The organism is Vibrio sp. KUL78, from assembly GCF_059725505.1.
Genome location: NZ_AP045838.1, coordinates 1,577,414 through 1,602,797 on the forward strand (window position 1 = coordinate 1,577,414; position 25,384 = coordinate 1,602,797).

Genomic DNA, 25,384 nt, shown 5'->3' on the forward strand with positions numbered 1-25,384 from the left:
TTGCCTTACTTAACACTCTAAACAAGGGGCTGGTGACCAGCCCCTGTAAGGTCAATTAGCTTTGTGCTTGTGGAGTGAGAACTGTGGTTTCTTTTGCGCTTTTAAGCAGTAAAGCCCCCACCGTTAGAACAACACCACCGCAGAATAGGAACGCCATGCGACCCCAGAATGGGTTCGGAATAAGAACCATGGTGATAACCAAAGCACCAAACACCAGGATTAACTTGCCAAGCATGCTACGTTGCTGGCGATCCACCGCGTCTTGACCCGCTTCTTCAACAACTGGAGTGGCTACGTCAGTCCAGAACTCGTTGAGTTCAGTCTCACGCTCGCCCACAGGTTCTTTGTAGAACTTAGTTGTTAGGCAGAAGAAACCGCCGGTAAATACTAGGTGACCAATGATGCCGTTCATGACGGTCATGTCTGCTGCTTCACGGCTAGTGAAACCACCCTCGATACCAAGCAGGTTAGCGATAACGTCAGGCGTAATCACAAAGCTCACCATGTAAGACACCACCATACCGACAGCCAATGTTGCCCATGCTGCCCAGTCTGGTGTCTTCTTAATAAACATACCGAAGAACAGAGGAACTAGGATTGGCATTTGCAGCAGTGTACTGACGTACATCATGGCATCGAACAGGCTTAGACCACGCAGCGAGTTAATGAAGAGTGCGACTGCGATGATTAGAGCACCGAAGACAACGGTTACACCCTGACTCACGCGCATTAGCTTCTTCTCAGACGCATTTTTGTTGATGATCGGGCTGTAGAAATTGCGAACAAAGACACCCGCATTACGGTTTAGACCTGAGTCCATCGAAGACATGGTTGCTGCGAACACAGCAGACATCAGAAGACCCACCATACCGACAGGCATGACTCGCTCTACGAATACCAGATATACAGCATCTGCTGCTTTTCCACCCAGCGCGTCAGCGTGAGCCAGTGCCGCATCTGGATAGAGAACCGCGGTTACCCAAGGCGGCATAAACCAAATCGCTGGGCCGATTAGCATGAGAACGAAGGCAAGCAATGCCGCTTTGCGTGCATTGGTAGAGTCTTTAGCCGTTAGGAAACGGTAAGAGTCCTGCATGTTGTTGATATTTTGAAGCTGTTTGACAAACATGAAGATAAACCAAGCTACAAATAGCAGTGGATAGTTCATGTTTGGACCCATAATCGAGTCTGCTGGGAACTGCTCAATCAGGTTTGATGGACCGCCAATCTTAATCAATGCCGCAACTGCACAAACCACAGTTACCGCCATGATCACCACCATCTGTACAAAGTCAGACGCGACCACACCCCAAGAGCCGCCGATCACAGAGATAAACAGTACGATCAAACCTGTAACCACAATCGTAGTTTCAATGTCGATCTTGAATACAGCACTCACAAACAAAGCGAGACCGTTAAGCCAAATGCCGGTGTATACGATACTCGTTGGCATGGTTGCCCAGGTAAAGACCTGCTCATTGGTTGCTCCAAAACGACGTCGAACCCCTTCTACAGGCGTTACCACACGCATCTGGCGGAAGCGATAAGAGAAGAACAACCATGAAAGCAAGAAGCCGAAGGCGTTAGCCATAAAGATGACCATAATCGGAAAGCCATCTGTGAAAGCTTTACCTGCAGCACCAGTAAACGTCCAGGCACTGAATTGCGTCATGAAGGCGGTAGAGCCCACCATCCACCAGAGCATTTTGCCGCCCCCACGGAAGTAGTCGCTGGTTGAACTGCCAGCGAGACGCTTGAATATGACACCTACAGCGATCATGAAGATGAAGTAGACGCCGACAACGAAAATGTCGATATTCATTACACTTACCCCTAAAATGAAATTGCGAACTTTAAAAATTAAAACAGTGGTTCAATAATGCAATAACTGAGGTGTGGGCGCTACACTTCTATCCATTTTTGTGATGAATGAAACGGTTTTTCATTTTTTTATGAAAGTAGGGAATGTAATGTGGGGAGTCATTTGAAGAGTGAATGCATTGAGGGGCTAGGTGACTAAGACGGGGCATGTTGATGGCGGAACTCTCAACTTCAATGGGTTATGACCTCTCAAAATCAGAGGGTTAAAGCTATCTAAGGATGAGTACCAGTCAGAGCTAGCTTGAGGATATGTCATTGGTTTGATGATAATTTGTTTCTCTCAGTTAAGTCTTAGGTTGATGATTTTAAAGTAATTATTTGGTTTTCTACTCTGTTGTAGTCTTGGCTTAACTACTTCTTTAGCTCAGAAGCCTATCGGTATCTGACGTGTTTTTTTCCTCCCATTGCGCATTATTTGATCGCGTTAACACAAAAGCGACTTGTTGGACATATTTAGTTACATAGGTCACATATCATGCGAATTGATCTTTATAAAAACGGTATTTATCAAATAATGAAACGGAGTTTTAAAAAATTACAAAGACAAAAAATGTAAAAGGAGTTCAGAATGAATGTCGATATGCTCGTCGTGGGCGTTTACTTTATCTTTATGATAGCGATAGGCGTCATCTTTAAACGCTTCGCGGGTAGCTCTACAAGTGACTACTTCCGTGGGGGCGGTAAAATGCTCTGGTGGATGGTGGGCTCTACCGCCTTTATGACTCAGTTCAGTGCTTGGACCTTTACAGGTGCCGCAGGTAAAGCCTTTACCGACGGTTTCCCTATTATGGTTGTGTTCATGGCCAACGCGTTTGGTTTCTTACTCTCTTGGTTGTTCTTCTCTTATCGCTTCCGTCAAATGCGCGTTGTCACTCCTATCGAGGGTGTACGCCGCCGTTTTGGGGCCACCAATGAGCAGGTCTTTACCTGGGCAACCATGCCAACCAGCATTGTTTACACGGGTATCTGGCTAAACGGCCTTGCTCTATTCGTGAGTGCGGTATTTAAAGTGGATATCGAAACCACCATTGTGGTGACGGGTTTGATCGTACTGTTTATCTCAGTGATTGGCGGTGCGTGGGGCGTTGTGGCGTCAGACTTTGTACAGATGGTGGTGATCATGGCGGTAACCGTGGTTTGTGCGGTTGCGGCATTGATTAAAATTGGTGGTCCGTCAAATCTGATTGAGCAGTTCCCAGCGGATTCCATCATGGGCTCTGATATGAACTATTCATTGCTGTTCGTATCTTGGTTTATCTTTATGTTTGTTAAGCAGCTCCAAAATATCAACAATATGCAGGACTCTTACCGTTTCCTAACGGCTAAAGACTCTACCAATGCACGCAAAGCGGCGTTGCTTGCTTTTGTGCTAATGCTTATTGGTCCGGCTATTTGGTTCCTGCCACCTTGGGTAACCGCGGTAATGTATCCTGATGCGGCAACGGTGCATGCGGCTGAGCTTGGTAAAAAAGCGGCCGATGCGGTGTATCTGGTCTTTGTAGAAAATGCGATGCCTGTGGGTATGGTGGGTCTTCTGATGTCAGCCGTGTTTGCAGCGACTATGTCTTCAATGGACTCAGGGTTAAACCGAAATTCCGGTATCTTCGTGCGTAACTTCTATGCGCCGATCATTGATAAGAAAGCAGACGACAAAAAGTTAATGCGTGTTAGCCAGCTGGTGACTATGTGTTTCGGTGGTTTGATTATCCTTGTGGCATTGTTTATTAACTCGCTGCGTGGCTTGAGCTTGTTTGACGCGATGATGTATGTGAGTACTTTGCTTCAGATGCCAATCCTAGTTCCGCTTTTCTTCGGTATTTTCATTAAGAAAACCCCTGATTGGGCTGCATGGGCAACATTAGTTGTGGGTATCGTTGTTTCTTATTTGGTGAGCTTTGTCATCACGGCGGATGTTGTCGCTAACTGGCTGAATCTAGAGACACCATTCACTGGTCGCGAAGCAAAAGATCTGAAAGTTCTACTCGGTATTATGGGGCACCTATTCATTACTGGTGGTTTCTTCTGCCTAACGACTAAGTTCTATAAAGCACCTGTTGGCGAACGCAAACAAGAACTTACGGAGTTTTGGGATGATGTTGCGACACCAGTTATTGAAGAAGCAGGTCAGGACGAATACGACCGCCAGCAACGTAATATGCTTGGTAAGCTGATTCTTGTGTTTGGCGCACTGGTTACCTTAATGGTGCTGATTCCAAATCCATTCTGGGGTCGAATGGCATTCGTGTTCTGTGGAGCTGTCATTGTCACCGTAGGTAGTTTGTTACTTAAAAAGCGCTAAGCAAGCCGATAAGCTAACCGCCAGCACGGCGAGCTAAGGTTTTACATCTCTATCCCCCTCAATTAGGAGCTACGCAGTTCACAGTAGCTCCTCTTTCAACACCAACTCTATATATCAATAAACACGGAAGGGAGATCAACGTGAAAATGAAAGTGAACAAACTAGTACTGCTGCTACCCATTACCCTCTATAGTGCCTATGGATTAGCTTCACCTGGTTATGAACACGGTAAAGCATTACCTACGCAATTTCAGAATACGATTTATGCTATCGACCATGGTGTGATTGCCAACGATGGCATCGATGATTCAGAAGCACTTCAAGCCATCATCGATAACCATATCAGTGCCTCTAGCGAGGTGAATACTGTCATCGTGTTACCCAAAGGTGAGATTAATCTGAGCGACGAAATCCACATCGATAAATCGGGCGTGGTGATCAAAGGAGCAGGTAGTGATCCACTCACAGGGACAAAAATCGTGGCTCGCTCATGGTCGCCTTATGGTGTCGATGCGAGTAATGCGCCGGACTTTGATAAAAAGTACTGGCCTGGATTTGGTGTGTTCCGAGTAGAGACACGTGAAAAACACCCCAAAGAACAAGCTTACGAAGGGAGTGTCAACTTCCATTGGAAGCATAGTATTGAGTTTGGGCAACCCGCTAAAATGGGGGATAGCACGCTTATTTTGGAGTCAGGTAAAGCAGCGGAGTTTAGCCAAGGTGATTTGATTTATGTTGGCGCAGCTAGCGACAAGGCGTTTCTTGATCTAGGCCAGGTGCCGGAGTCAAGACGCAGCGCAAGTCATATTAAAACAGGGCATATGCGCACGCAAATCTTCAAAGTTGCGTCGGTGAATAGTGGTGCTAATAGTGTGACGCTGGATAGACCGCTTGAGTTTGATGTCCCGCTCAACAATGAAAATGGATATAACAGCCGTGTGATGCCAGTAAGTGCAATAGAAAATTTTGGGTTACAAGATTTCTACCTCACAATGGATACAAAGGGCAGTCATTGTGAGGGGTACAATCGCAACCAGGTGTCAGAGAGTAATCCTAATGGCGTTCTCTACCGATATGAGAATGTCTGTGCGCAAGATGCCATTCATGGAATCATCCTTAAATGGGCGAACAATGGTTGGGTCGATAACGTTCAAATCGACATGATAGGTTCTCATCCTATCGTTACCGAGTTTGCAAAAGATATTACCATCTCGAACAACAAGATTGACGGCTCATGGAACAAAGGTGCTGGTGGTAACGGCTATATTAGAGGCTCGAAACTCTACAATAGTTGGATTCACAATAACGATATCCGAAACATTCGCCATTTAGCCCTACAATGGTCCGCGACCGGTAATATCGTCGAGCATAATGTACTCAATGTTGATATGAATCTTCATGGCGGTTGGGAGCGCAATAATCTCATTCGTGCCAACCAAATTGAGGTCCCGTTCGAACATCGCAGTTGGTCAAATGGCGCTCCGGAATCTGGTGCAACTTGGCAGCCTATTTGGGTGGGGTCGGGTGATCATGCAAGTAAATGGTCCGGTCCGACAGGGCCAAACAATGTTCTAGTTGATAACACACTCAAGAAAGCGAAAAGTGCAGGCGCTACTATAGTACGTTGGGGGTTATTCGACGGACCCGGGGTGGAATATGCACTTAACTGGGATGGGACGAAATACCAACATCTGAATATTAATGGTGAGCCAGTTTCGACATGGAATCAAGAGTTGGCAGAAGGGGTCTACCAGCAAATACCAAGTTCAGGGGTGAGCATTGCTGGAGGCTCTTGGCCGCCAGAAGAAGGGGAACCAGTAGAGCCAGTGGATCCTCCAGTCTCAGGTAATTGTACGACAACAGCTCAATATGCGTGGGGCAGTAAGATGGAGATCGATCTTTCTTTAACCGAGTGTATTGCGCTAGATAGGGATCTTGCAGGCAAAAACGTACAGGTTTGGGATAGTGATAGCAACGATAGCTGTGATTTTAGAGGCACACTGTCGAGCATTGATGGCAATGGCAGCATGAATATTAGCTCAAATTATGTTAGCGGTAGCGCAATTACAGGCACTACAATAACGTTTACGAGTGATAATAACTGTCAGTACGTAAAGTTTAGGGCGTATTAATATACCATTTTAATTGTAAAAAGAGCTTTCCATAAGCTCTTTTTTTGTTTTAAAAACCACAATTCATTCCCGTGTACAGTTGTTGATGAAAGTCACATTTGACATATTTATCTATCTTTAAATGAAGTTAAATGATCTTGATCTCTTTTTTGAACCGATGTTTCAATTAACATGTGTGTAAATCAATTAAGGAGGTTTTATGATTTTTCGCAAAGCTTTTCTAGTCGCTTCAATAGCATTATCTTTTGGTTCTGTATCTGGTGAGATTAATTTTATATCATATGATGAATCTGCCATGGAATATAATAAGCAGCACCTTTCTATCAAGAAAGACTCCTTTGAAATGCTGGTGCAAAAAGCCAATAAAGCATTAGAGGCTGACATTGATCCAGTAACGAATAAGACACTATTACCAGCGAGTGGAGATAAGCACGACTACTTTAGCTTCGGGCCTTATTGGTGGCCAAACCCAGATACTAAGGATGGATTGCCTTATGTTCGTCGAGATGGTGAATACAACATGGCAACAAAAAGTGCTGCTACAGATAAACAACGGTTTATCCGCTTCGCAAAAGATGTCACGGATTTAGGTCTGGCTTACTACTTTACTGATGACAAGGCCTATGCAGACAAGGCCGTCGCGCAGCTAAATGCCTGGTTTGTTGACCCAACAACAAGAATGAATCCAAACCTCAATCACGCTCAAGCGATACCCGGTATTGTTGATGGTCGGGGCATAGGTATCATCGATAGCCGTTTGCTTATTCCAGTACTTGATAGCATTAACATCCTCAAAGATGAGATAGAGCCTTCTCAATACGAAGCGATTGTGGCCTGGTTCAGTGATTTCAATGATTGGCTACTCACCAGTAATCACGGCTTTGAAGAAGACAATTGGCATAACAACCATGGTACCTGGTATGACGCTCAAGTTGCCGCTTTTGCAATTTTTGTGGGCGATGATGATATCGCTAAGAAGCGTCTCAGAATTACCCAGATGCGAAGAATCGGTAGTCAATTCGACATGAACGGTCGCCAGCATGGCGAACTTGAGCGAACTCGCCCTTGGCATTATTCAAATTTCAATTTAGAGGCTTATAACCATCTGGGCCATTTTGGTGACAAGTTAGGCGTTGATGTTTGGCTGTATGAGGTTGACAAACACTCGCTTAAAAAAGGTTACGAGTATATTGCCCAGCACGTAAACAAGCCGACTGAATGGAAATATAAAGAACTCAAAGGTTTTGATGGATCTAAAGCCTATGTGAATCTGCTCTATGCGCAAAAAGCTTATGGTTCCCCCTTATTTACAGACGCTCTTTCTGAGCTTGGTAAAGAAAAAGTAAATAGCAAAAAAGTAGCAAATCTATTATTTAAATAAAAAGGAATTAAATCGTGTCTAAAGTATATAAATTAGCTGCAACTGCGGTTGTGGCATTGGTTGCTAGTACCTCAATTTCGGCTGCGTCATTAGACTTTCGTCAAGAATATAAACATGAAAGTGAAACTTATGCTAGTCGAGTAAAAATTGGAGCGGGTGTTGGTAACGTATATTTTGGCGTAGAGGCCATGCAAAAAGGAAAACCTTTTTCCGAGTGGCAGTCGAAAGGGAATGAATTCGACTTTGGTTATAAATATAAGATTGATGATCATTGGACTCTAATTCCAGGTATGCCAATTACCTTCTTCCCTGGACATGTTACCTATAAGCCTCAACTACGCGCTCAATACAAATTCGATTCTGGGCTAGTCACTAAGCTTCGCTATCGTCATGAGTTCAGACAGTTCTCGGATGACCGTTCTGGAGAGCAAAAGAGTAAAGTGACAGCCAATATTGACTATAACTACAACGGATTTCAGTTTGGTTTAGAAGGTAACTACGAGAAAGGTCACGATGACCAGAAGTTCTTCAATAATGGTGACACTAACTGGGACGCTTTATTCAAGCTTGGATACAAAGGAGAAGATTGGAACTGGAGACCTTATGTAGAGTTTGCCAATGTTTCCGTTTCAAGCACATCCAGCGACCGTCAACTTAGAAGTCGTATCGGTATTACCTATAGCTTTTAATTGACCATGTGAACTGTTTTTCTTGTTGACATATTTTTGGCCACACTGAGGTTTCTTAGCGTGGCCTTTTTCTGTGAGGGATTATGACTTTAATACAAAAAGGAGCGGTATTGCTCGTAACTGCCATCTTAGGGATTACTTTGATCGTTTTTGTTAGCTTGGACTCGATAAAGACATCATTAGTCGAAACCAAGAAACAAGAAGTGGCTTCATTATTGTCGTTTGCAAAAAATCAAGTTTCGGCAGCGATTGCAAAAAGCACCACAGCAGAAGAAGCAGAGCAAAATGTGATTAATGTGCTTTCCACCTACCGTCTTGGTAATGCTTATATTTGGGCCAACGACAGTCAAGCTCGAGCAAGGGTTCATGTTCGCAAAGAAAAAATAGGCACCTTCCAAAGCTCGTATGAGAGGCATGTTGGTCTTCTAAAAAAACAAGGAGTTCAATTATGTTGTCGGACAAGTGAGCAAGCCCAACTCAGCAGAGAAGGTCACCAAGGTCAGTGCCATTACCATGATTCCGGAGAATAACTGGGTGATGGGGCTTGGTATATACATGGACGATGTTGAGCAGAGCTATCATGACTTAGTCACGCGTTTAGTTACTTATAGTGGGGGAATCTTGTTTACGATTCTCTTGGTGAGTGGCTTGATCGCTCGCAGTATCTATCGTTCCGTAGGTGGAGAGCCAACAGAAGTCGTTGCGCTCACCAAACGCATAGCAGATGGAGAACTGTCTGAATCGGGGACCGGGGAAGAGCCAAACGGCAGTATTCTTGAATCTGTGCGACAAATGCAGGTGTCACTGAAGCAGTTTATTGACAAAATTTCGTCGGTATCGACTTTGGTTAATACCTCAACCGAATCATTGGATAGTAATGTATTGACGATTACTGAGAGCCTCAGTGACATTCGCGAGATATCGGATAATACCTTGGATGCAATGAAAGCGCTGGAGCTAAGCATAGATCAAATCAATACAGGAATTGATAAGGCACATGCAAATAGCTTGGAATCTCAAACACTCTCTGAGGATGGAACCGTTGCGGTAAGAGAGATGGAGGGAGCCGTCGATGAGATACGCTCCAGTCTGAATAACTCACTCGAGAGCTTTGAAGTGTTGGCAACCAAATACCAACAGATCACAGGCGTGGTTGAGGTGATCCAGGGCATTGCTGAGCAGACGAACTTACTTGCCTTGAATGCCGCGATTGAGGCGGCAAGGGCAGGGGATCAGGGGCGAGGTTTTGCAGTCGTGGCTGACGAAGTAAGAAATCTCGCTGCAAGAACATCGGAGGCAACGGTAGAGGTCGCTCAAATGAGTGAATTGGTTGTATCTGAGTCAGAGGCAGTGTCGAGGGATCTTAAACTACTGCTCGATAAGATTGCACAAAGTGAGGACAAGTCGGCCCAAGTTGGTGTGTTGTTTCAACAGGTCAAGCAAGGGGCTGCGGATGTTCAATTGATTGTCGCTGATCTCAAACTAGCGACCGAATCAGAATCAGTGATTGCGCAGCAAGTATACCAATCTATTGAAGCATTATTGCAGGTTCAGGATACTAATCTAAACCGTATTGAGCAATTCTCACAGCGCTCGAGTGAACTCAAGCGACTGTCAGAAGACTTACAAACAACGAGTCATCGTTTTTAAGAGTTTAGAAAGGGCGATAGAGCACTTCTGCAAGTGGGCGGTGGCAAAGCTTTAGCCGCTTGACTTGTACCAAAAATAACTCGGCACATCCAAGTGCGTCACTGGCAGCGGAATGCGCTTGATACGGGGGTAGATTGTAGTGTTGACGTAAATCATCGAGCTGAAAGCTACTGTGACCTCGGTTTTTTCCAAGGTAGCTAAATTGTTTTTCGAGGGACAGAGTATCTACCATATAGCAGGGGAAATCCGTTAGACCGTAACGCTGTGACAGAAAGGTTTGGATAAAGCCATACTCGATACAAGCACTGTGAGCGATGATTACTTTTCCGGAGATACGTTCGAGAAGTTGGTCAAACGCATCGCTTGATTCGATACCCTCAAGCAATACTTGCTGCGGCATGATGCCATTCACTACCGCACTTTCCGCGCGAACAAAGTTCTCATTACGTAAGTAGACCTCATTCATGCTACCAAGATTAATTTCTTCGTAGTTGAGCTCTACACTGCCTATTGAGAGGACACGATCGGACTGAGGTTCTAACCCAGTTGTTTCAAAATCAATAGCAACAAACTCTAGCTCACTGAGTGGAGATGTAAGGTCTGGAAGCGGTCGATTAAAAAAATGCGCTAAAGAATCAGAATTCCATTTTTGCTTCGCTAATTGTGAGTGCATCGCCTGTGTTCTATTCTCATCTGAGAAAAGACGTCTAAGTGTTTTCGCTAACATGTCAGAATCCACTAGTAAATTTAAGCTTGGCTACATCCTGAAGTTCACTGATGATCTTAAACGCATCTTTGAGGTGTTTGCGTTCAAAGCTACTGAACTCATCCGGTCGGATGTGATTATCAGGGGTATCGTCTCTAAGAATTGCGTTTAGCTGATGTTTAAAGCGTACCTGAGTCAGAAAACGGTAAGCACCGATAATGTTGTCGCAACTCTCTTGGGAAAGCGTGCCTTTTTCTACCGCATAGCGAAAACGCTCCTCTGTCCCTGTAAGGGAGCCTCCTGCAGCTAGGCTGTATATCCGAGCTAGATCGATGATTAGATTCAGTGCGAATTTCTTAATATTAAGTGATTTCGTATTGTCACCAGTTTTCTCTAACACCAAACTATTGAAGATCCCAAGCGGTGGGGAGGTTTCTATCGCATCTCGGGTCAACGCGGGGATAAAGCGTGGGTTAGCATGAATAGTATTGTGCAGATGATTTTGTAGTTGTTCGACAAGATCGGCGTTGCCATAAACAGAGCGAATTTCCATGAAAACACTGATACTTAGCAGCTTGTTGTATTCAGGGCTTGCCACCCATTTTGTGTAATACTCTTTCCAGCGTTCTACATTTTGGTTCCATTTTGCTGTTGCTGCCATGTACTTGCCACTGCAAAGTGGATAGCCCACAGCGGCTAAACCATTGCATACGCGCATGGCGAAGTAAGAGAAATAGAATCGGTCATTTTCTGTGGCGTCTTTAGCTAAGACGAGCGCATTGTCTTGGTCAGACAACATATGGACTTCATTCCTAGCATGGGATCCCGCCACCATCCACGCGTAGTCACATGGGGGCTTGCCAAGCACCTCTTCTGTTAGTTGAATAATACGTCTTGTGAAGGCATCCATAATCATTGACATGACCTGACCGTGGATTTCTGCGCTGACTTCACTCTCAACGAGGGCTTGGAATATGGTCTCTTTTTCGTCTCGAAGATTGGCGAGCGCGCCAATGGAGTCGGCGTACTTAATTTTTTCAACGAGAAACAAAGATTGGGTACTGTGGTTATGAACGAGATGAGTAGTGGTCAACAAGCCCTTGACTCTATGATTAGCCACCACAGGTAAACAGCGGATATTGTATTGCAGCATGAGCGAGATGGCTTGAATGACTTTATCTTCACTATTGATAAGAATAGGGTTGGTGGTCATAACATCACTAATGGGACGACTGGTATTAACACCTTCAGCAACAACGTGCTGTGTCATATCTCGGTCGGTCACCAGTCCAACGATTTCCTCGTTCTCGAGCACAACCGCACATGAGCTGCGTTTTTTACCGCACATGGCTTTGGCGACATACTTTATTGAGTCGCTTGTTCTAACCACCGTAATGTTCTCACTCGCCACCTCACCAACCGTGCGAAAAAAGAGTCCCTTATCTTCTTTGTTAACGATGGAGCGTATTGCAGAATGAAGTCGTGTCTTAGCCGTCGCGGCAAAGTAGTCCTTAAATTCAGGATGCTGTTCGCAGGTTTCTTGAATAATGGCGTGAGGAATAAGGTACAGTAAAGAGTCTTCAATGGCCTCAGCTCGATAGCCATCTTCGGCATCCTTTAATGGCTCTAAAAAGGTAAACCCAAATTGATCCTCTTCTCCCAGGCGGGCTCTGAGCTTATTAAGTTGAGTGCGTTGTTCGATGGCTCCTTTTCGAATCACATAGAGAAAACGCTTCTCACACATTGCTTGGAACTCGATGCTTTCACCTTTAGCCAGATACTTGACGGTGACTGCGCCTGCGAGTAACTCCACCACATGGTTCGGTAGAAGATCAAACGGATCGAGGTGGACGAGAAAATCGTAAACGTTATTGGAAGCCGAAGTACCCATAGATATCCTTAAATCAAAACGCTGTTTCACTAATTATTCTGGCGGCAAAAAAAGCAGCACGAATGCTGCTCAATGGTGAGGTGCTGTTTAAACTGGGTAGTTATGGAAACCCAGATGTTCTGAAACGTTACGGCCTGCGGTATGCAACAGGGCAATGTATTCTTGTTTCTTTTCTTCATCGAATCTAATCGTTGGGAAAGAAACTGAAATGGAGGCAATAGCCGCACCAAAGCGATCGTAGATCGGCACGGCAATACAACGCAAACCAGGTTCTTGCTCTTCGTTATCTTCACCATAGTGCTGTTCTCGCACGAGTTTCAGCTCTTCAAGCAACTGCTCGACATTTTCATGAGTATGTTCAGTGTGCTTTTTAAACTCAACATTCGCCAGCAACTCACGTACTTCGTCTTCAGACATATGTGACATCAAGACCTTGCCAATTGCCGTGCTGTATAGGGGGTTTCGACGACCAACACGTGAATGCATTCTTAGGTGATAACTTGAGTCAATCTTATGCAGGTAGATTATCGACTCTTCATCTATCGCACCAAGGTGAGAAGTCTCATTGATGACATGACAAATCTTAGCCATTTCAGTATTTGCTAAATCGATCAGATCAACATGTTCTAAGGCCTTAGAGCCAAGTTCAAATAGTTTCAATGTGAGAGCATATTTATCAGCCTCACCCTCTTGCTCTACGTAACCAAGTGTTTTCATTGTTTGCAAGAAACGGTATGTCGTTGCTTTCGACATCATCAAACGCTGTGACAGCTCTGATACACCAATTTCCTTTTGTTCTGCTAGTGCAGACAGAATGTTGAACACTTTTAGTACGGAGGATACTGCTTCTGGTTGGGTTGATTTTTCCATGTCATGCTCTGGCTTTTGTTTCCAATGGTTATGAATTATACCCGACAAGAATGTGTACGTCAGCAATTTCAAAAAGCCATTTCATTAATTTGAAACCAATTTGTGAGACGGCTATCACAATAAATAAAAGGCAAATAAAATATTGAAACGCAATTTCAAAAATAACTTTTGATCGTGTCATTTTTTGTGTATGTTTGTTTTAACACAGTGAGCAACCCCCTTTGTTCACCAAACAAACACTACAAAGGAACAGACTATGATTCTTGATTCATTCAGCCTTGAAGGTAAAGTGGCAATCGTAACGGGTTGCGATACTGGTCTTGGTCAAGGTATGGCACTAGGACTTGCTAAAGCGGGTTGTGACATCGTTGGCGTGAACATCGTTGAACCAACAGACACCATCGCGATGATGGAAGAGACAGGACGTAAGTTCGTTGATATTCGTGCCAATCTTATGAAGCTAGATGATATCCCAGGTATTGTAGACCGTGCGGTGACCGAGCTGGGTAGAATCGATATTCTGGTCAATAACGCGGGTATTATCCGTCGTAACGATGCGATTGATTTCTCAGAGCAAGACTGGGATGACGTGATGAACATCAACATCAAGTCGGTGTTCTTTATGTCTCAGGCAGTGGCTAAACAGTTTATCGCACAAGGTGAAGGCGGCAAGATCATCAACGTTGCATCGATGCTTTCATTCCAAGGCGGTATCCGCGTGCCATCTTACACAGCGTCAAAAAGCGGTGTTATGGGCGTGACTCGCTTAATGGCAAACGAGTGGGCAAAAGAAGGCATTAATGTGAATGCCATTGCTCCTGGTTACATGGCGACTAATAACACAGCTGCATTGCGTGCAGACGAAAAACGTAATGCAGAAATTCTAGAGCGTATTCCAGCGGATCGCTGGGGCACGCCAGAAGATTTGGCTGGACCATGTGTATTCTTGGCATCAAAAAGCTTCCGATTACATTAACGGTTACACCATTGCGGTTGATGGCGGCTGGCTGTCTCGCTAACTAGGTTGCGAGAAGATGGTTGACCTATTTTCTGTCGGACAAGCATTGGGCTTTTTGAGTTTTGGTTTAGGAATCTCCACCTTTTACCAGAAAAATGACAGACAGCTCAAAACCCTAATGCTGATCTTTAATATCAATCATCTTCTCCACTATTTATTGCTTGGTTCACTTATCTCTGCAGTTGCGGCTTTATTGTCGGCATTGAGAACCTTTGCATCAATTCATACACAATCCAAGTTAGTGGCTTGGTTGTTTATAAGTTTCGCTGCTGCTCTTGGTGCTTATTTTGCCGAGGACGTGTCACAGCTGTGGCCAATAATTGGCACGGCAATAGGTACCTATTGCATGTTCGCTCTTTCGGGCATTGCTATGCGGGTAGGTTTTTTGATAGGGGCAGCGTGTTGGTTGGTAAACAATATCTTAGTGGGCTCTATCGGCGGGATGCTGCTCGAAGCGACGCTTATCGCCACGAATATTACAACCATATGTCGAATGCACACAGAATCGTCGAACAAGACACAATCATACTAGGTTTTAAACATGTTCGTATTTAACAAAAATATTCAGTTAGAAGATTTGGGCGATGGCGTAAGTCGCAAAGTTTTGGCGCACAACGACAACATGATGTCGGTTGAAGTCCATTTTGAAAAAGGTGCCGTGGGCGCGATGCACTCGCATCCGCATGAGCAACTTACCTACGTACTATCAGGTGCGTTCGAGTTTACGATCGGTGATGAAAAGCACATCGTGAAGGCGGGTGACACCATGTATAAAGAACCAAATATTGAACACGGCTGTGTTTGTGTTGAAGCGGGCACGCTCATCGACACGTTCACACCAATGCGTAAAGACTTCGTTTAAAAGTTTAAATTATTGGCGATGAATCTCGCCGGAGAAAAGTTATGAAAATTGCACTTATGTTGGAAAACAGTCAAGCACCAAAGAACGCTATGGTGTTGTCTGAGCTAAACCATGTCGCGGGCGGTCTAGGTCATGAGGTGTTTAACACGGGTATGACGGATGAGAACGATCATCATCTGACCTATATCCACCTTGGTATTATGGCGAGCATCCTACTGAACTCAAAAGCGGTAGATTTTGTTGTAACGGGCTGTGGTACGGGTCAAGGTGCGCTAATGGCAAGTAACCTTCACCCTGGTGTTGTATGTGGTTACTGCTTGGAGCCATCTGATGCATTCCTTTTCAACCAAATCAACAATGGTAATGCGATTTCTTTGGCATTTGCGAAAGGCTTTGGTTGGGCTGGTGAGCTTAATGTTCGTTATATCTTTGAAAAAGCATTCACAGGCGCTCGCGGTGAAGGTTACCCAGTTGAGCGTGTTGTACCACAACAACAAAATGCTGCAATCTTGAATGAAGTTAAAGCTGCGGTTTGCAAAGATGTGGTTTCTTCGTTGAAAGCTATTGACCAAGAGCTAGTTAAGCAAGCGGTAGGCAGCACTCAGTTCCAAGAGTGTTTCTTCGCTCACTGCCAGGTTCCTGAAATTGCTGAGTACGTTCGCACACTGATTGACTAAGTCACACTATGTGGCCTCTAGGACATACCAGTTCAAATGTTTGTCCTCCATTCCTTATCGGGAATTTAATAGCCAGTCTTCGAGACTGGCTTTTTTTTACTTCATGTTTATGCGCTGCAGAGAGCGATAGCAGGAAGCAATCAGTCGTTATTTAAATGGAATTTATCGGAGGTGTTGAATGACCACTCATGGATTTGCTAAATGTACTTGCTGCGGAAAAAGACGCGATCGAAGTTACTTTCGATACATCTCATTCATCAGCAGTCGCCCAATCTGTTATGACTGTGAACATAAGTTGGTATCGATTGAGCCCAACGTGGATGAAACAGAGAGTCGTGAGAACTTAGCTGTACAATAGTAAAGAGGTGGAGGAGGTGACCAGAAAAAGGTTGTCTCGTGCCACCACGAATTATTATCCCTAACTTTAGCGAAATGCGATTTGATTCCCTGTGCATGGGTGGCACTTATTCACTGTGATTAAACTCCACCAAGTCAAAGCATTGCGCTTGTGCTCGTGCAGAACTGAGATAAGAGTAGGGGGGATAGAGAGATTGAAATGACTTTGGTCTGTCTGGATTGTATTGGATGCAACTGGCAAATTGGTATGGAGAGATAAGGGTTGATGTCACATTAGCCCAGAAACGCTTCCTGCAACGAAAAACGCCCCACTTAACAGTGAGGCGTTTGATTTTTTTCTGCTTACTTAATTAGCTGGCTGTTTGCGTTTGTTTGTTGCCAGATTTAGAAGCATTAACCAGTAGAATACCTACAGTCAGTACCATCGAACCACATAGTAGGAACAGTAGACGTCCTGTTGGCTCGTTTGGAATCAGTGCCATTGCTAGGATACCAAAACCAGCTGTACTGATTAGTTTACCAAGCATACCACGCTGTTTTGTATCTAGGTTTTGCTGCTCTTCACTGTCTGCCACAAGTGGTGTGTTCCAGTTTGTGAATAGCTGCTCAACTTCTTTCTCACGCTCTGGTGATAGGCCACGGTAGAACTTCGTCGTTAGGATGAAGAAGCCACCAGTGAACACTACGTGTGCTGCTAGGCTCAAGCCAACTTTCAGGTCAGCCCACTCACGGCCAGTTAGTGCTTGTTCCATACCGAATAGGTTTTCGATGTCTTCAGCTTGTAGTGAGATACCAAAGATGTAAGAAACGAAACCACCAACGATAAGTGTTGCCCAACCTGCCCAGTCTGGAGTCTTGCGAATCCACATACCAAGTAGTACTGGGATTAGCATTGGGAAGCCGATTAGAGCACCAACGTTAAGTACGATGTCGAATAGACTTAGGTGACGTAGCGAGTTAATGAACAGACCGATACCGATGATGATGAAGCCCATCATGATAGTCGTCAGCTTACTTACTACAACCAGCTCTTTTTGCGATGCGTGTGGACGCACGATTGGGCTGTAGAAGTTCATCACGAAGATACCAGCGTTACGGTTTAGACCAGAGTCCATTGAAGACATAGTCGCTGCGAACATTGCTGACATTAGTAGACCCACCATACCCGCTGGCATTACGTTTTGAACGAATGCTAGGTAAGCTGCGTCACCACCTACTGAACCATATTGGTCAGCGAAGTCAGGCATAAATGCCGCTACGTACCATGGTGGTAGGAACCAGATTAGTGGGCCAACAACCATTAGGATACATGCAAGACCTGCTGCTTTACGCGCGTTCTCACTATCTTTAGCACATAGGTAACGGTAGGCGTTGATGCTGTTGTTCATAACACCGAACTGCTTAACGAAGATGAACACTACCCAAAGGATAAAGATGCTCACGTAGTTCAGGTTGTTACCCAACATGAAGTCGCCTTGGAAGTTGTCTACGATGTTTCCAAGACCACCACCGTGGAAGTAAGCTGCAACCGCACAAGTGATTGTCACAGCCATGATAACCAACATTTGCATGAAGTCAGACGCTACAACCGCCCATGAACCACCTGTTACTGCCATTAGCATCAGCACTAGACCAGTAACAACAATTGTTGCTTCCATTGGGATGTTGAATACAGCTGCCACGAAGATCGCTAGACCGTTCAGCCAAATACCTGCTGAGATCAAGCTGTCTGGCATACCAGCCCAAGTGAAGAACTGCTCTGAAGTCTTACCGAAGCGTTGACGAATCGCTTCAATCGCCGTTACTACACGTAGTTGACGGAACTTCGGTGCGAAGTAGAGGTAGTTCATGAAGTAGCCAAATGCATTGGCTAAGAATAGGATTACAACAACGAAACCGTCGTTGAACGCGCGTCCTGCGGCACCTGTAAACGTCCATGCTGAAAACTGTGTCATGAAGGCGGTAGCACCCACCATCCACCACAACATTTTGCCGCCCCCTCGGAAGTAATCACTTGTCGATGTCGTGAACTTACGGAACATCCAACCGATAGCGATTAGGAAAAAGAAGTAGGCGAGTACTACAAGAGTATCAATAGTCATGTTTCAGCCTTATATCATTCATACTGTCGATTATAGTAAAGAATTTCCTTGTACTTTTGTAATACAATACGCCTAAAGTGTGATGGGACACGCATCTTTGTTTGGGGTTATTTGTAGAACATATTTTGTCACAAATTAAATGCTTTAATAAACAGCCATTTAAGTCTAAATCAAGCGGTGACAAGGATTGAAGGTTGATAGGTGGGGTCGATTGAGAATGTAATGGTTTGCATCGTATGTGAGCAGATCAACACCTCATTTGTGGGACAAAAAAAGCGAGCCCTGAGGCTCGCTTTGTTCCCGATAAATGAGAGGATAGCTCGATTAGTTAACGTGCGCTACTGCATCTTTAACTAGCTGGCCTAGCTCTTCCCAACGACCTTCGTCGATTAGGTTAGTTGGTACCATCCAAGTACCACCACACGCTAGAACAGATTTGATTGATAGGTAATCATCAACGTTCTTAAGGCTTACACCGCCAGTAGGCATGAATTTAACAGGGTATACCGCTGTTAGTGCTTTTAGCATGTTAACGCCGCCTGATGGCTCAGCTGGGAAGAACTTAAGTGTACGTAGACCCATTTCCATTGCTTGTTCTACAAGGCTTGGGTTGTTAACGCCAGGTACGATAGCAACACCTTTGTCTAGGCAGTATTGTACTGTACGTGGGTTGAAACCTGGGCTTACGATGAAGTCAACACCCGCGTCGATCGCTTGGTCTACTTGCTCGTTAGTTAGTACTGTACCAGCACCGATTAGCATTTCTGGAAATTCTTTACGCATTACAGCGATAGCTTCTGCTGCACACTCTGTACGGAAAGTGATTTCAGCACAAGGCATGCCGTTGTCTACCAACGCTTTACCTAGTGGAATTGCGTCTTCAACTTTGTTGATCGCAATTACTGGGATTACTTTTAAGCTTGCTAGCTGTTCGTTTAATGTCGTCATGTTATTTGTCCTACTAATCAAGAGTTGGAGTTGCGTTTTTAGGAATAATAGCACCGCGGTGTTGAATAACTGTACCCGCGACTTTGTGTCCCATTGCTGCAGATGCAAGCGCATCACCGCCAGTTAGGCGTTTAGCAAGGTAACCTGCGCTGAATGAATCACCAGCAGCCGTTGTATCAATAACGTTGTCTACTGGCTTCGGCGCAACATAATTTGCACTGTCGTTTGCAATCACTAGGCACTCTTTTGCGCCACGCTTGATTGCAATTTCAGCTACGCCAGCTTGGCTTGTACGCTCGATACACTGTTCAACGTACATATCACCGAATAGCTCTTGCTCGTCTTCAAATGTTAGAAGAGCAGTGTCGGTGAAGCCTAGCATAGCTTTGTAAGTTTTTACTGCTGTTAGACGGTCAGACCACAGTTTTGGACGATAGTTGTTGTCGAAGAAAACTTTACCGCCTTTCGCCTTGAATTGTTCAAGGAAGCTAAATAGCTTTTCGCGACCGTTTTCAGTCAAGATAGCTAAGGTGATACCGCTTAGGTAAACCGCATCGTACTCTAGTAGTGATTCAATAAGCGTCGCGCTATCTTGCTGATCAAAAACAAACTTTGCAGCAGCATCACTACGCCAGTAGAAGAAAGTACGCTCACCAGTTTCGTCAGTTTCGATGTGGTATAGGCCTGGCATCTTGTCATTCAGACGTGGAATAAGAGAGGTATCGATGCCTTCTTCTGACCATGCGTTGATCATTTCAGCAGAGAATGGGTCGTTGCCCAGAGCAGTAACATAGCTCACCTGAATGTCACGACCTTGAGTCAGGCGAGACAGGTATAGAGCTGTGTTTAATGTGTCACCACCAAAGCTTTGCTTTAGTAGTTCATCTTTGCGCTGCAGCTCTACCATGCATTCGCCGATGATTGCGATTTTGAATTGGTTCATAGATTGCTATCCAACTTTGGTGTGATTAACTGAGTAAGTCTTCACGTGAAGGAGAAAATATATCGAGTAGAACGCTGTCTTGTTCTAGTGCCTTGGTGCCATGGTCGAGTAGTTTCTTAACCATAAAAGCATCACCTGCTTTGAGCTCACGTCGTTCACCATCCACAATGGCTTCAAAACGACCACTGACAACATAGACAATCTGATCATGGATCTCATGCCTGTGGATTACGCCGCTTGCGCCTTTGTCATAACAAAGATGTGCGGCCATTAGGTCGTCTGTAAAACCCACTACCTTGCGTTTGATGCCTTGACTTACCTGTTCCCACGGGTGTTCATCAGCAGAGAAAAACTTGTGCACTAACTGACTCCTAGACGATGTGACTGTCTACTTTTACATACTTTGATGACGACATCATAACCAAATCAAGAGATTTGTAATACAATAAGCTTAAGCTATTGTGATCTTGATCGAGTTTGTTTTTTTGAAACATCGTTTTATTTGGTGCTAATCTAGCAGTAAATGGGCTTGATTAGTAGCTTTTCTACAAAGACATAACGATTAAATGTGACTAAAGTCCGTTTTCTTTCACTTTTCAATGTAATCAAAAGGCATATTGTATTACTTTATAGTGCAGATGATACGGAATTTTTAGATTGAGGGTGAAAATGTCTACGTTAGTGCAACCCATTTTGCTAAGTGATAGCGAAATTGAACAACTGAAGAAAGAAGTTGGCCGCGATACTCTAATGGGTAAAGCGATTGCAAAAAGCATCAAAGATGTTGAAGCATTCATGAAGCTTCCTCTTGAAGTACCAGGTCATGGTGAAGCGGGTGGTTACGAGCACAACCGCCACAAGCAAAACTATACCTACATGAACCTAGCGGGTCGTATGTTCCTTATCACGGGTGATGATCGCTACGCTAAGTTTGTGCGTGATTTACTGGCAATGTACGCAGACCTATATCTCACCTTTGATTTTCATGTTCAAAAGAATACGAACCCAACAGGGCGTCTGTTCCACCAAATTCTAAACGAACACGTATGGCTAATGTTTACTAGCCTTGCTTACTCATGTGTTGCTGCAACCATGAGTGAAGAAGAGCGCCAAAACGTGGTTGACCGTCTGTTTAACCCAATGCTGGACATGTTCACGGTAAAATACGGCCATGATTTTGATCGTATTCATAACCACGGTGTTTGGGCAGTAGCGGCCGTAGGTATTTGTGGCCTAGCGGTTAATCGTCGTGAGTTCCTAGAGAAATCCGTATTTGGTCTTGAGAACAACGGCACGGGTGGCTTCCTAGCGCAAATCACTCAGCTGTTCGCTCCGTCGGGTTACTACATTGAAGGTCCTTACTACCACCGTTATGCGATTCGTCCACTGTGTGTGTTTGCTGAGGTACTTCATCGTCATATGCCAGAGCTCGACATCTTCAATTACAAAGATGGTGTGATTGGTAATACGGTTGAAGCCATGCTTACAACGGCATACCCGAATGGTCAGTTCCCAGCACTTAACGATGCATCTCGCACCATGAGCATCAATGATGCGGGTGTGCAGGTCGCAGTAAGTCAGTACGCGAAGCACTATGGTATCAACGATAACCTACTTGGTATGGCGAAGATCCAAGACTCTGTGTGGGTTCACGGCTGTGGTCTGGAGCTATCACAAGCGTTTGAAAAAGCGACGGATGTGGGTCTTCCATTCTGGCCAAGCGTTGAGCTCAACGAAGGACCAAATGGTGACCGCGGTGCGCAAGGCTTTATGCGCGTGCAGGACAAAAACAAAGACGTATTCCAGCTAGTGATGAACTATGGTCAGCACGGTATGGGACATGGCAACTTTGATACGCTGGGTATTTCTTACTTCAACCGAGGTAAAGAAGTGCTTCGTGAATACGGCTTTGGCCGTTGGGTTAACGTTGAACCTAAGTTTGGTGGACGCTACCTAGACGAGAACAAAACCTATGCTCGTCAGACGATTGCTCACAACGCAGTGACGGTTGACGAAACGTGCCAAAACTACTTTGACGTAGAGCGTGCTGACAGCGTACACGGTCTGCCACACTTCTTTGCTGCAGACAACGAGCAGATCGTTGGTATGAGTGCATTTGCTAATGAGCACTATGATGGTGTGCAGCAGCAGCGCAGCGTGTTCATGCTCAAACATGACGATCTTGAAGCGCCATTACTCATCGATCTATTCCGCCTAACAGGCGAGGGCGAGCACCAGTACGATTATTCGCATCAGTTTGATGGTCAGGTGATCCGCACAAACTTTGAATACCAGGCACATAAAGAGCTTAATGTATTGAGCGAAGAGCTTGGTTATCGTCATCTTTGGAATGTGGCACAAGGCGAAGCAAACGAGACGGCGTTAGTTAGCTGGCTACAAGAAGACAGCTACTATACTTGGCTAGGCACCAGCTCGAATGATAATGGCGAGGTTATCTTCACTCGCACGGGCGCTAATGACCCAAGCTTTAACCTACGCAGTGAGCAAAGCTTTATCCTTCGCACTAAGGGTGAAGACACGCTATTCGCATCGGTACTTGAGACACACGGTTACTTCAACGAAGAGTTTGAGCAATCTGTCAGTGCCCGTGGCAGCGTTAAAAATATTCAAGTTGTTGGTCACAACGCGCAGGCGTCAGTGGTAGAGATTGAGACGGAAACCTCTCGCTTTACGCTAATGGTGAGCAACAACCCACAAGTTACTAAAGATACAACCAACAATGCTGAGATCGCAGGCAAAACCTACTCTTGGGTTGGCTGTTTCGCGATTGAGCAGGAGACACTATAAATGAGCTATCAACCACTACTATTGAACTTTGAGGAAGCAGCGGAGCTGCGCAAAGATCTAGGTAAGGAAACCTTGCTAGGTAAGAAACTAGCGCGTGATATTGCTCAAGTGAATAGCTACATGGCTGAAGTGGGCATTGAAGTCCCTGGCCACGGTGAAGGCGGCGGTTACGAGCACAACCGTCACAAGCAAAACTACATCCACATCGATTTAGCGGGTCGCTTGTTCCTTATCACTGAGGAAACTAAGTACCGTGACTATATCGTTGAGATGCTAACAGCGTACGCGAACGTTTATCCAACACTGGAAAGCAACGTTAGCCGTGATACTAACCCACCGGGTAAGATCTTCCACCAAACGCTGAATGAAAACATGTGGATGCTTTACGCATCATGCGCATACAGCTGTGTGTTCCACACGCTTTCGGATGAGCAAAAGCAACACATCGAAACAGACCTATTCAAACAGATGATCGACCTATTCGTTGTGACTTACGGTCACGACTTCGATATCGTACACAACCACGGTCTGTGGGCAGTAGCCGCTGTGGGTATTTGTGGCTACGCGATCAACGATCAAGAGTCTGTTGATAAAGCGCTTTACGGTTTGAAACTAGACAAAGTAAGCGGCGGTTTCCTAGCGCAGCTAGACCAACTGTTCTCGCCAGATGGCTACTACATGGAAGGTCCTTACTACCACCGTTTCTCATTGCGTCCAATTTACCTGTTCGCAGAAGCGATTGAGCGTCGTCAGCCAGAGATCGGTATCTATGAGTTCAACGACTCAGTGATCAAGACAACGTCTTACGCGGTATTCTCTACAGCGTTCCCAGACGGTACGCTACCTGCACTCAACGATTCGTCGAAAACCATCAGCATTAATGATGAAGGCGTGATCATGGCGACAAGCGTGTGTTACCACCGCTATGAGCAAAGCGAAACGCTGCTTAGCATGGCAAACCACCAACAAGACGTTTGGGTTCAATCAGCAGGTAAAACTCTGTCTGATGCAGTGGATGCTGCAGATGAAATCAAACCGTTTAACTGGGGTAGCTTGTACGTAACTGACGGTCCTAAAGGTGAGAAAGGTGGACTTACTATTCTCCGCCATCGTGATGCTCAAGACGATGATACGATGGCTCTTCTATGGTTTGGTCAACACGGCTCTGATCACCAGTATCACTCTGCTCTTGACCACGGTCATTATGATGGCCTTCACCTCAGCGTCTTTAACCGCGGCCAAGAAGTCTTGCACGACTATGGTTTCGGTCGTTGGGTAAACGTAGAGCCGAAATTTGGTGGTCGCTACATTCCTGAGAACAAGTCTTACTGTAAGCAGACGGTTGCTCACAACACAGTCACAGTTGACCAAAGAACGCAAAACAACTTTGACACGGCAACGGCTGAGTCTCGCTTTGGCTCGAAGCAGTTCTTTAAAGCGGATGACGCAAAACTGCAAGGTATGAGTGGTAAAATCAGTGAGTACTACGAAGGCGTTGACATGCAGCGTTCCGTACTACTGGCTGACATTGAAGAGTTCGAAAAGCCATTGGTTATCGACGTTTACCGTATCAAGGCAGACAAAGAGCACTCTTATGACCTACCAGTACACTTCTCTGGTCAGATCATTCGCACCGACTTTGAATACAACGCAGAGTCTACGCTACGTCCAATGGGTGAAAACTTCGGTTATCAGCACCTTTGGAACCTAGGTAGTGGCGACGTTGAAGGTAGCTCACTTGTGTCTTGGCTACATGGCAACAGCTACTACAGCTTAGTGACCAGTGCAGTTGAAGGTTCAAAAGTGTTCTTCGCACGTCTTGGCGCTAACGATCCAGATTTCAACCTCCGCAGCGAGCCGGCTCTGATCTTGCGCCAGTCTGGTCAAAACCACGTATTCGCATCTGTGCTAGAAACTCACGGTTACTTCAACGAAGAGTTCGAAGCATCTGTGGGTGCACGCGGCTTGGTTGAGTCGGTAGCAACGCTTGCTGACAACGACGATGCCACCATTATTGAAGTGAAGACGACTTCCGGCAATGCGTATCGCTTCGCTATCAGCAACCGAGTAGAAGCAGAGCAAGACTCACTTCACGAGGTTAGCCTAGGAGAAGAGACAGTCAGCTTTACTGGCTCATTCGCTAAGCTATAAAACAGTTTTTAATTCAAGC

The 25,384-nt window shown here is 45.2% G+C and carries 19 protein-coding genes and 1 pseudogene; 12 read left to right on the top strand and 8 right to left on the bottom strand.

Annotation, left to right across the window (positions count from 1 at the left end):
- Nucleotides 1-55: 55 nt before the first annotated feature.
- Nucleotides 56-1,822: a sodium:solute symporter family protein gene (locus AC6I8Y_RS23515; RefSeq protein ID WP_394149916.1), complete on the bottom strand. Its 1,767-nt coding sequence runs from the start codon at nt 1,820-1,822 to the stop codon at nt 56-58.
- Between the two features lie 627 nt (nt 1,823-2,449).
- Here AC6I8Y_RS23515 and AC6I8Y_RS23520 point away from each other — a divergent pair.
- The 6 genes from AC6I8Y_RS23520 to AC6I8Y_RS23545 all read left to right on the top strand — a co-directional run bounded on the left by AC6I8Y_RS23520 (nt 2,450) and on the right by AC6I8Y_RS23545 (nt 10,032).
- Entirely contained in the window at nt 2,450-4,180 is a 1,731-nt protein-coding gene (locus AC6I8Y_RS23520; RefSeq protein WP_498021927.1) for a sodium:solute symporter family protein, read from the top strand.
- 146 nt (nt 4,181-4,326) lie between these two features.
- Nucleotides 4,327-6,312 carry a hypothetical protein gene (locus AC6I8Y_RS23525; protein WP_498023106.1) on the top strand — a complete coding sequence of 662 codons (1,986 nt, stop codon included), beginning with the start codon at nt 4,327-4,329 and terminating at the stop codon, nt 6,310-6,312.
- A 199-nt stretch (nt 6,313-6,511) separates the two neighbouring features.
- Nucleotides 6,512-7,693, top strand: a complete 1,182-nt coding sequence (locus AC6I8Y_RS23530; RefSeq protein ID WP_498021928.1) for an alginate lyase family protein — start codon at nt 6,512-6,514, stop codon at nt 7,691-7,693.
- Nucleotides 7,694-7,704: 11 nt separating this feature from the next.
- Nucleotides 7,705-8,382: an oligogalacturonate-specific porin KdgM family protein gene (locus AC6I8Y_RS23535; protein WP_446570081.1), complete on the top strand. Its 678-nt coding sequence runs from the start codon at nt 7,705-7,707 to the stop codon at nt 8,380-8,382.
- A gap of 83 nt (nt 8,383-8,465) precedes the next feature.
- Nucleotides 8,466-8,912: a hypothetical protein gene (locus tag AC6I8Y_RS23540; RefSeq protein ID WP_498021929.1), complete on the top strand. Its 447-nt coding sequence runs from the start codon at nt 8,466-8,468 to the stop codon at nt 8,910-8,912.
- Complete coding sequence (locus tag AC6I8Y_RS23545) at nt 8,845-10,032, top strand: methyl-accepting chemotaxis protein (RefSeq protein ID WP_498021930.1); 1,188 nt, start codon at nt 8,845-8,847, stop codon at nt 10,030-10,032. Before AC6I8Y_RS23540 ends, AC6I8Y_RS23545 begins: the two co-directional genes overlap by 68 nt.
- Nucleotides 10,033-10,036: 4 nt before the next feature.
- Here AC6I8Y_RS23545 and AC6I8Y_RS23550 read toward each other — a convergent pair whose 3' ends face one another.
- The 3 genes from AC6I8Y_RS23550 to kdgR all read right to left on the bottom strand — a co-directional run bounded on the left by AC6I8Y_RS23550 (nt 10,037) and on the right by kdgR (nt 13,499).
- Nucleotides 10,037-10,759, bottom strand: coding sequence for an exonuclease domain-containing protein (locus AC6I8Y_RS23550; RefSeq protein WP_498021932.1), 723 nt, complete (start codon nt 10,757-10,759; stop codon nt 10,037-10,039).
- Nucleotide 10,760: 1 nt separating this feature from the next.
- Nucleotides 10,761-12,629 (bottom strand): DUF294 nucleotidyltransferase-like domain-containing protein, encoded by a 1,869-nt coding sequence (locus tag AC6I8Y_RS23555; RefSeq protein WP_498021934.1) that lies wholly within the window; start codon nt 12,627-12,629, stop codon nt 10,761-10,763.
- An 87-nt stretch (nt 12,630-12,716) separates the two neighbouring features.
- Nucleotides 12,717-13,499 carry a DNA-binding transcriptional regulator KdgR gene (gene kdgR / locus AC6I8Y_RS23560; protein ID WP_394149921.1) on the bottom strand — a complete coding sequence of 261 codons (783 nt, stop codon included), beginning with the start codon at nt 13,497-13,499 and terminating at the stop codon, nt 12,717-12,719.
- Between the two features lie 256 nt (nt 13,500-13,755).
- Between kdgR and kduD the strand changes: the two are divergent.
- The 4 genes and pseudogenes from kduD to AC6I8Y_RS23580 all read left to right on the top strand — a co-directional run bounded on the left by kduD (nt 13,756) and on the right by AC6I8Y_RS23580 (nt 16,056).
- Nucleotides 13,756-14,518 (top strand): annotated as a pseudogene (gene kduD, locus AC6I8Y_RS23565) (2-dehydro-3-deoxy-D-gluconate 5-dehydrogenase KduD).
- Between the two features lie 15 nt (nt 14,519-14,533).
- On the top strand, nt 14,534-15,049 hold the full coding sequence (locus tag AC6I8Y_RS23570) for a YgjV family protein (protein ID WP_394149922.1): 516 nt from the start codon (nt 14,534-14,536) through the stop codon (nt 15,047-15,049).
- 9 nt (nt 15,050-15,058) lie between these two features.
- Nucleotides 15,059-15,379, top strand: coding sequence for a cupin domain-containing protein (locus AC6I8Y_RS23575; RefSeq protein WP_252016157.1), 321 nt, complete (start codon nt 15,059-15,061; stop codon nt 15,377-15,379).
- A gap of 41 nt (nt 15,380-15,420) precedes the next feature.
- Nucleotides 15,421-16,056: an RpiB/LacA/LacB family sugar-phosphate isomerase gene (locus AC6I8Y_RS23580; protein WP_394149923.1), complete on the top strand. Its 636-nt coding sequence runs from the start codon at nt 15,421-15,423 to the stop codon at nt 16,054-16,056.
- A 707-nt stretch (nt 16,057-16,763) separates the two neighbouring features.
- Here the strand turns inward: AC6I8Y_RS23580 and AC6I8Y_RS23585 are convergent.
- The 4 genes from AC6I8Y_RS23585 to AC6I8Y_RS23600 all read right to left on the bottom strand — a co-directional run bounded on the left by AC6I8Y_RS23585 (nt 16,764) and on the right by AC6I8Y_RS23600 (nt 20,767).
- Nucleotides 16,764-18,515 carry a sodium:solute symporter family protein gene (locus tag AC6I8Y_RS23585; RefSeq protein ID WP_394149925.1) on the bottom strand — a complete coding sequence of 584 codons (1,752 nt, stop codon included), beginning with the start codon at nt 18,513-18,515 and terminating at the stop codon, nt 16,764-16,766.
- A gap of 324 nt (nt 18,516-18,839) precedes the next feature.
- On the bottom strand, nt 18,840-19,463 hold the full coding sequence (locus AC6I8Y_RS23590; RefSeq protein ID WP_042474720.1) for a bifunctional 4-hydroxy-2-oxoglutarate aldolase/2-dehydro-3-deoxy-phosphogluconate aldolase: 624 nt from the start codon (nt 19,461-19,463) through the stop codon (nt 18,840-18,842).
- A gap of 13 nt (nt 19,464-19,476) precedes the next feature.
- Nucleotides 19,477-20,406 carry a 2-dehydro-3-deoxygluconokinase gene (gene kdgK / locus AC6I8Y_RS23595; protein ID WP_128648386.1) on the bottom strand — a complete coding sequence of 310 codons (930 nt, stop codon included), beginning with the start codon at nt 20,404-20,406 and terminating at the stop codon, nt 19,477-19,479.
- Between the two features lie 25 nt (nt 20,407-20,431).
- Nucleotides 20,432-20,767 carry a cupin domain-containing protein gene (locus AC6I8Y_RS23600; RefSeq protein ID WP_042474713.1) on the bottom strand — a complete coding sequence of 112 codons (336 nt, stop codon included), beginning with the start codon at nt 20,765-20,767 and terminating at the stop codon, nt 20,432-20,434.
- A 308-nt stretch (nt 20,768-21,075) separates the two neighbouring features.
- Between AC6I8Y_RS23600 and AC6I8Y_RS23605 the strand changes: the two genes are divergently transcribed.
- Both AC6I8Y_RS23605 and AC6I8Y_RS23610 read left to right on the top strand, forming a co-directional pair.
- Nucleotides 21,076-23,214, top strand: a complete 2,139-nt coding sequence (locus tag AC6I8Y_RS23605) for a heparinase II/III domain-containing protein (protein WP_498021937.1) — start codon at nt 21,076-21,078, stop codon at nt 23,212-23,214.
- Nucleotides 23,215-25,365: a heparinase II/III domain-containing protein gene (locus AC6I8Y_RS23610; protein ID WP_498021939.1), complete on the top strand. Its 2,151-nt coding sequence runs from the start codon at nt 23,215-23,217 to the stop codon at nt 25,363-25,365.
- Nucleotides 25,366-25,384: the final 19 nt, after the last annotated feature.

Excerpts from the sequence above, each read along its gene's own strand:
- AC6I8Y_RS23515 (WP_394149916.1), bottom strand. The coding sequence starts at position 1,822 with ATGAATATCGACATTTTCGTTGTCGGCGTCTACTTCATCTTCATGATC.
- AC6I8Y_RS23520 (WP_498021927.1), top strand. The coding sequence starts at position 2,450 with ATGAATGTCGATATGCTCGTCGTGGGCGTTTACTTTATCTTTATGATA.
- AC6I8Y_RS23525 (WP_498023106.1), top strand. The coding sequence starts at position 4,327 with ATGAAAGTGAACAAACTAGTACTGCTGCTACCCATTACCCTCTATAGT.
- AC6I8Y_RS23530 (WP_498021928.1), top strand. The coding sequence starts at position 6,512 with ATGATTTTTCGCAAAGCTTTTCTAGTCGCTTCAATAGCATTATCTTTT.
- AC6I8Y_RS23540 (WP_498021929.1), top strand. The coding sequence starts at position 8,466 with ATGACTTTAATACAAAAAGGAGCGGTATTGCTCGTAACTGCCATCTTA.
- AC6I8Y_RS23550 (WP_498021932.1), bottom strand. The coding sequence starts at position 10,759 with ATGTTAGCGAAAACACTTAGACGTCTTTTCTCAGATGAGAATAGAACA.
- AC6I8Y_RS23555 (WP_498021934.1), bottom strand. The coding sequence starts at position 12,629 with ATGGGTACTTCGGCTTCCAATAACGTTTACGATTTTCTCGTCCACCTC.
- kdgR (WP_394149921.1), bottom strand. The coding sequence starts at position 13,499 with ATGGAAAAATCAACCCAACCAGAAGCAGTATCCTCCGTACTAAAAGTG.
- AC6I8Y_RS23570 (WP_394149922.1), top strand. The coding sequence starts at position 14,534 with ATGGTTGACCTATTTTCTGTCGGACAAGCATTGGGCTTTTTGAGTTTT.
- AC6I8Y_RS23575 (WP_252016157.1), top strand. The coding sequence starts at position 15,059 with ATGTTCGTATTTAACAAAAATATTCAGTTAGAAGATTTGGGCGATGGC.
- AC6I8Y_RS23580 (WP_394149923.1), top strand. The coding sequence starts at position 15,421 with ATGAAAATTGCACTTATGTTGGAAAACAGTCAAGCACCAAAGAACGCT.
- AC6I8Y_RS23585 (WP_394149925.1), bottom strand. The coding sequence starts at position 18,515 with ATGACTATTGATACTCTTGTAGTACTCGCCTACTTCTTTTTCCTAATC.
- AC6I8Y_RS23590 (WP_042474720.1), bottom strand. The coding sequence starts at position 19,463 with ATGACGACATTAAACGAACAGCTAGCAAGCTTAAAAGTAATCCCAGTA.
- kdgK (WP_128648386.1), bottom strand. The coding sequence starts at position 20,406 with ATGAACCAATTCAAAATCGCAATCATCGGCGAATGCATGGTAGAGCTG.
- AC6I8Y_RS23605 (WP_498021937.1), top strand. The coding sequence starts at position 21,076 with ATGTCTACGTTAGTGCAACCCATTTTGCTAAGTGATAGCGAAATTGAA.
- AC6I8Y_RS23610 (WP_498021939.1), top strand. The coding sequence starts at position 23,215 with ATGAGCTATCAACCACTACTATTGAACTTTGAGGAAGCAGCGGAGCTG.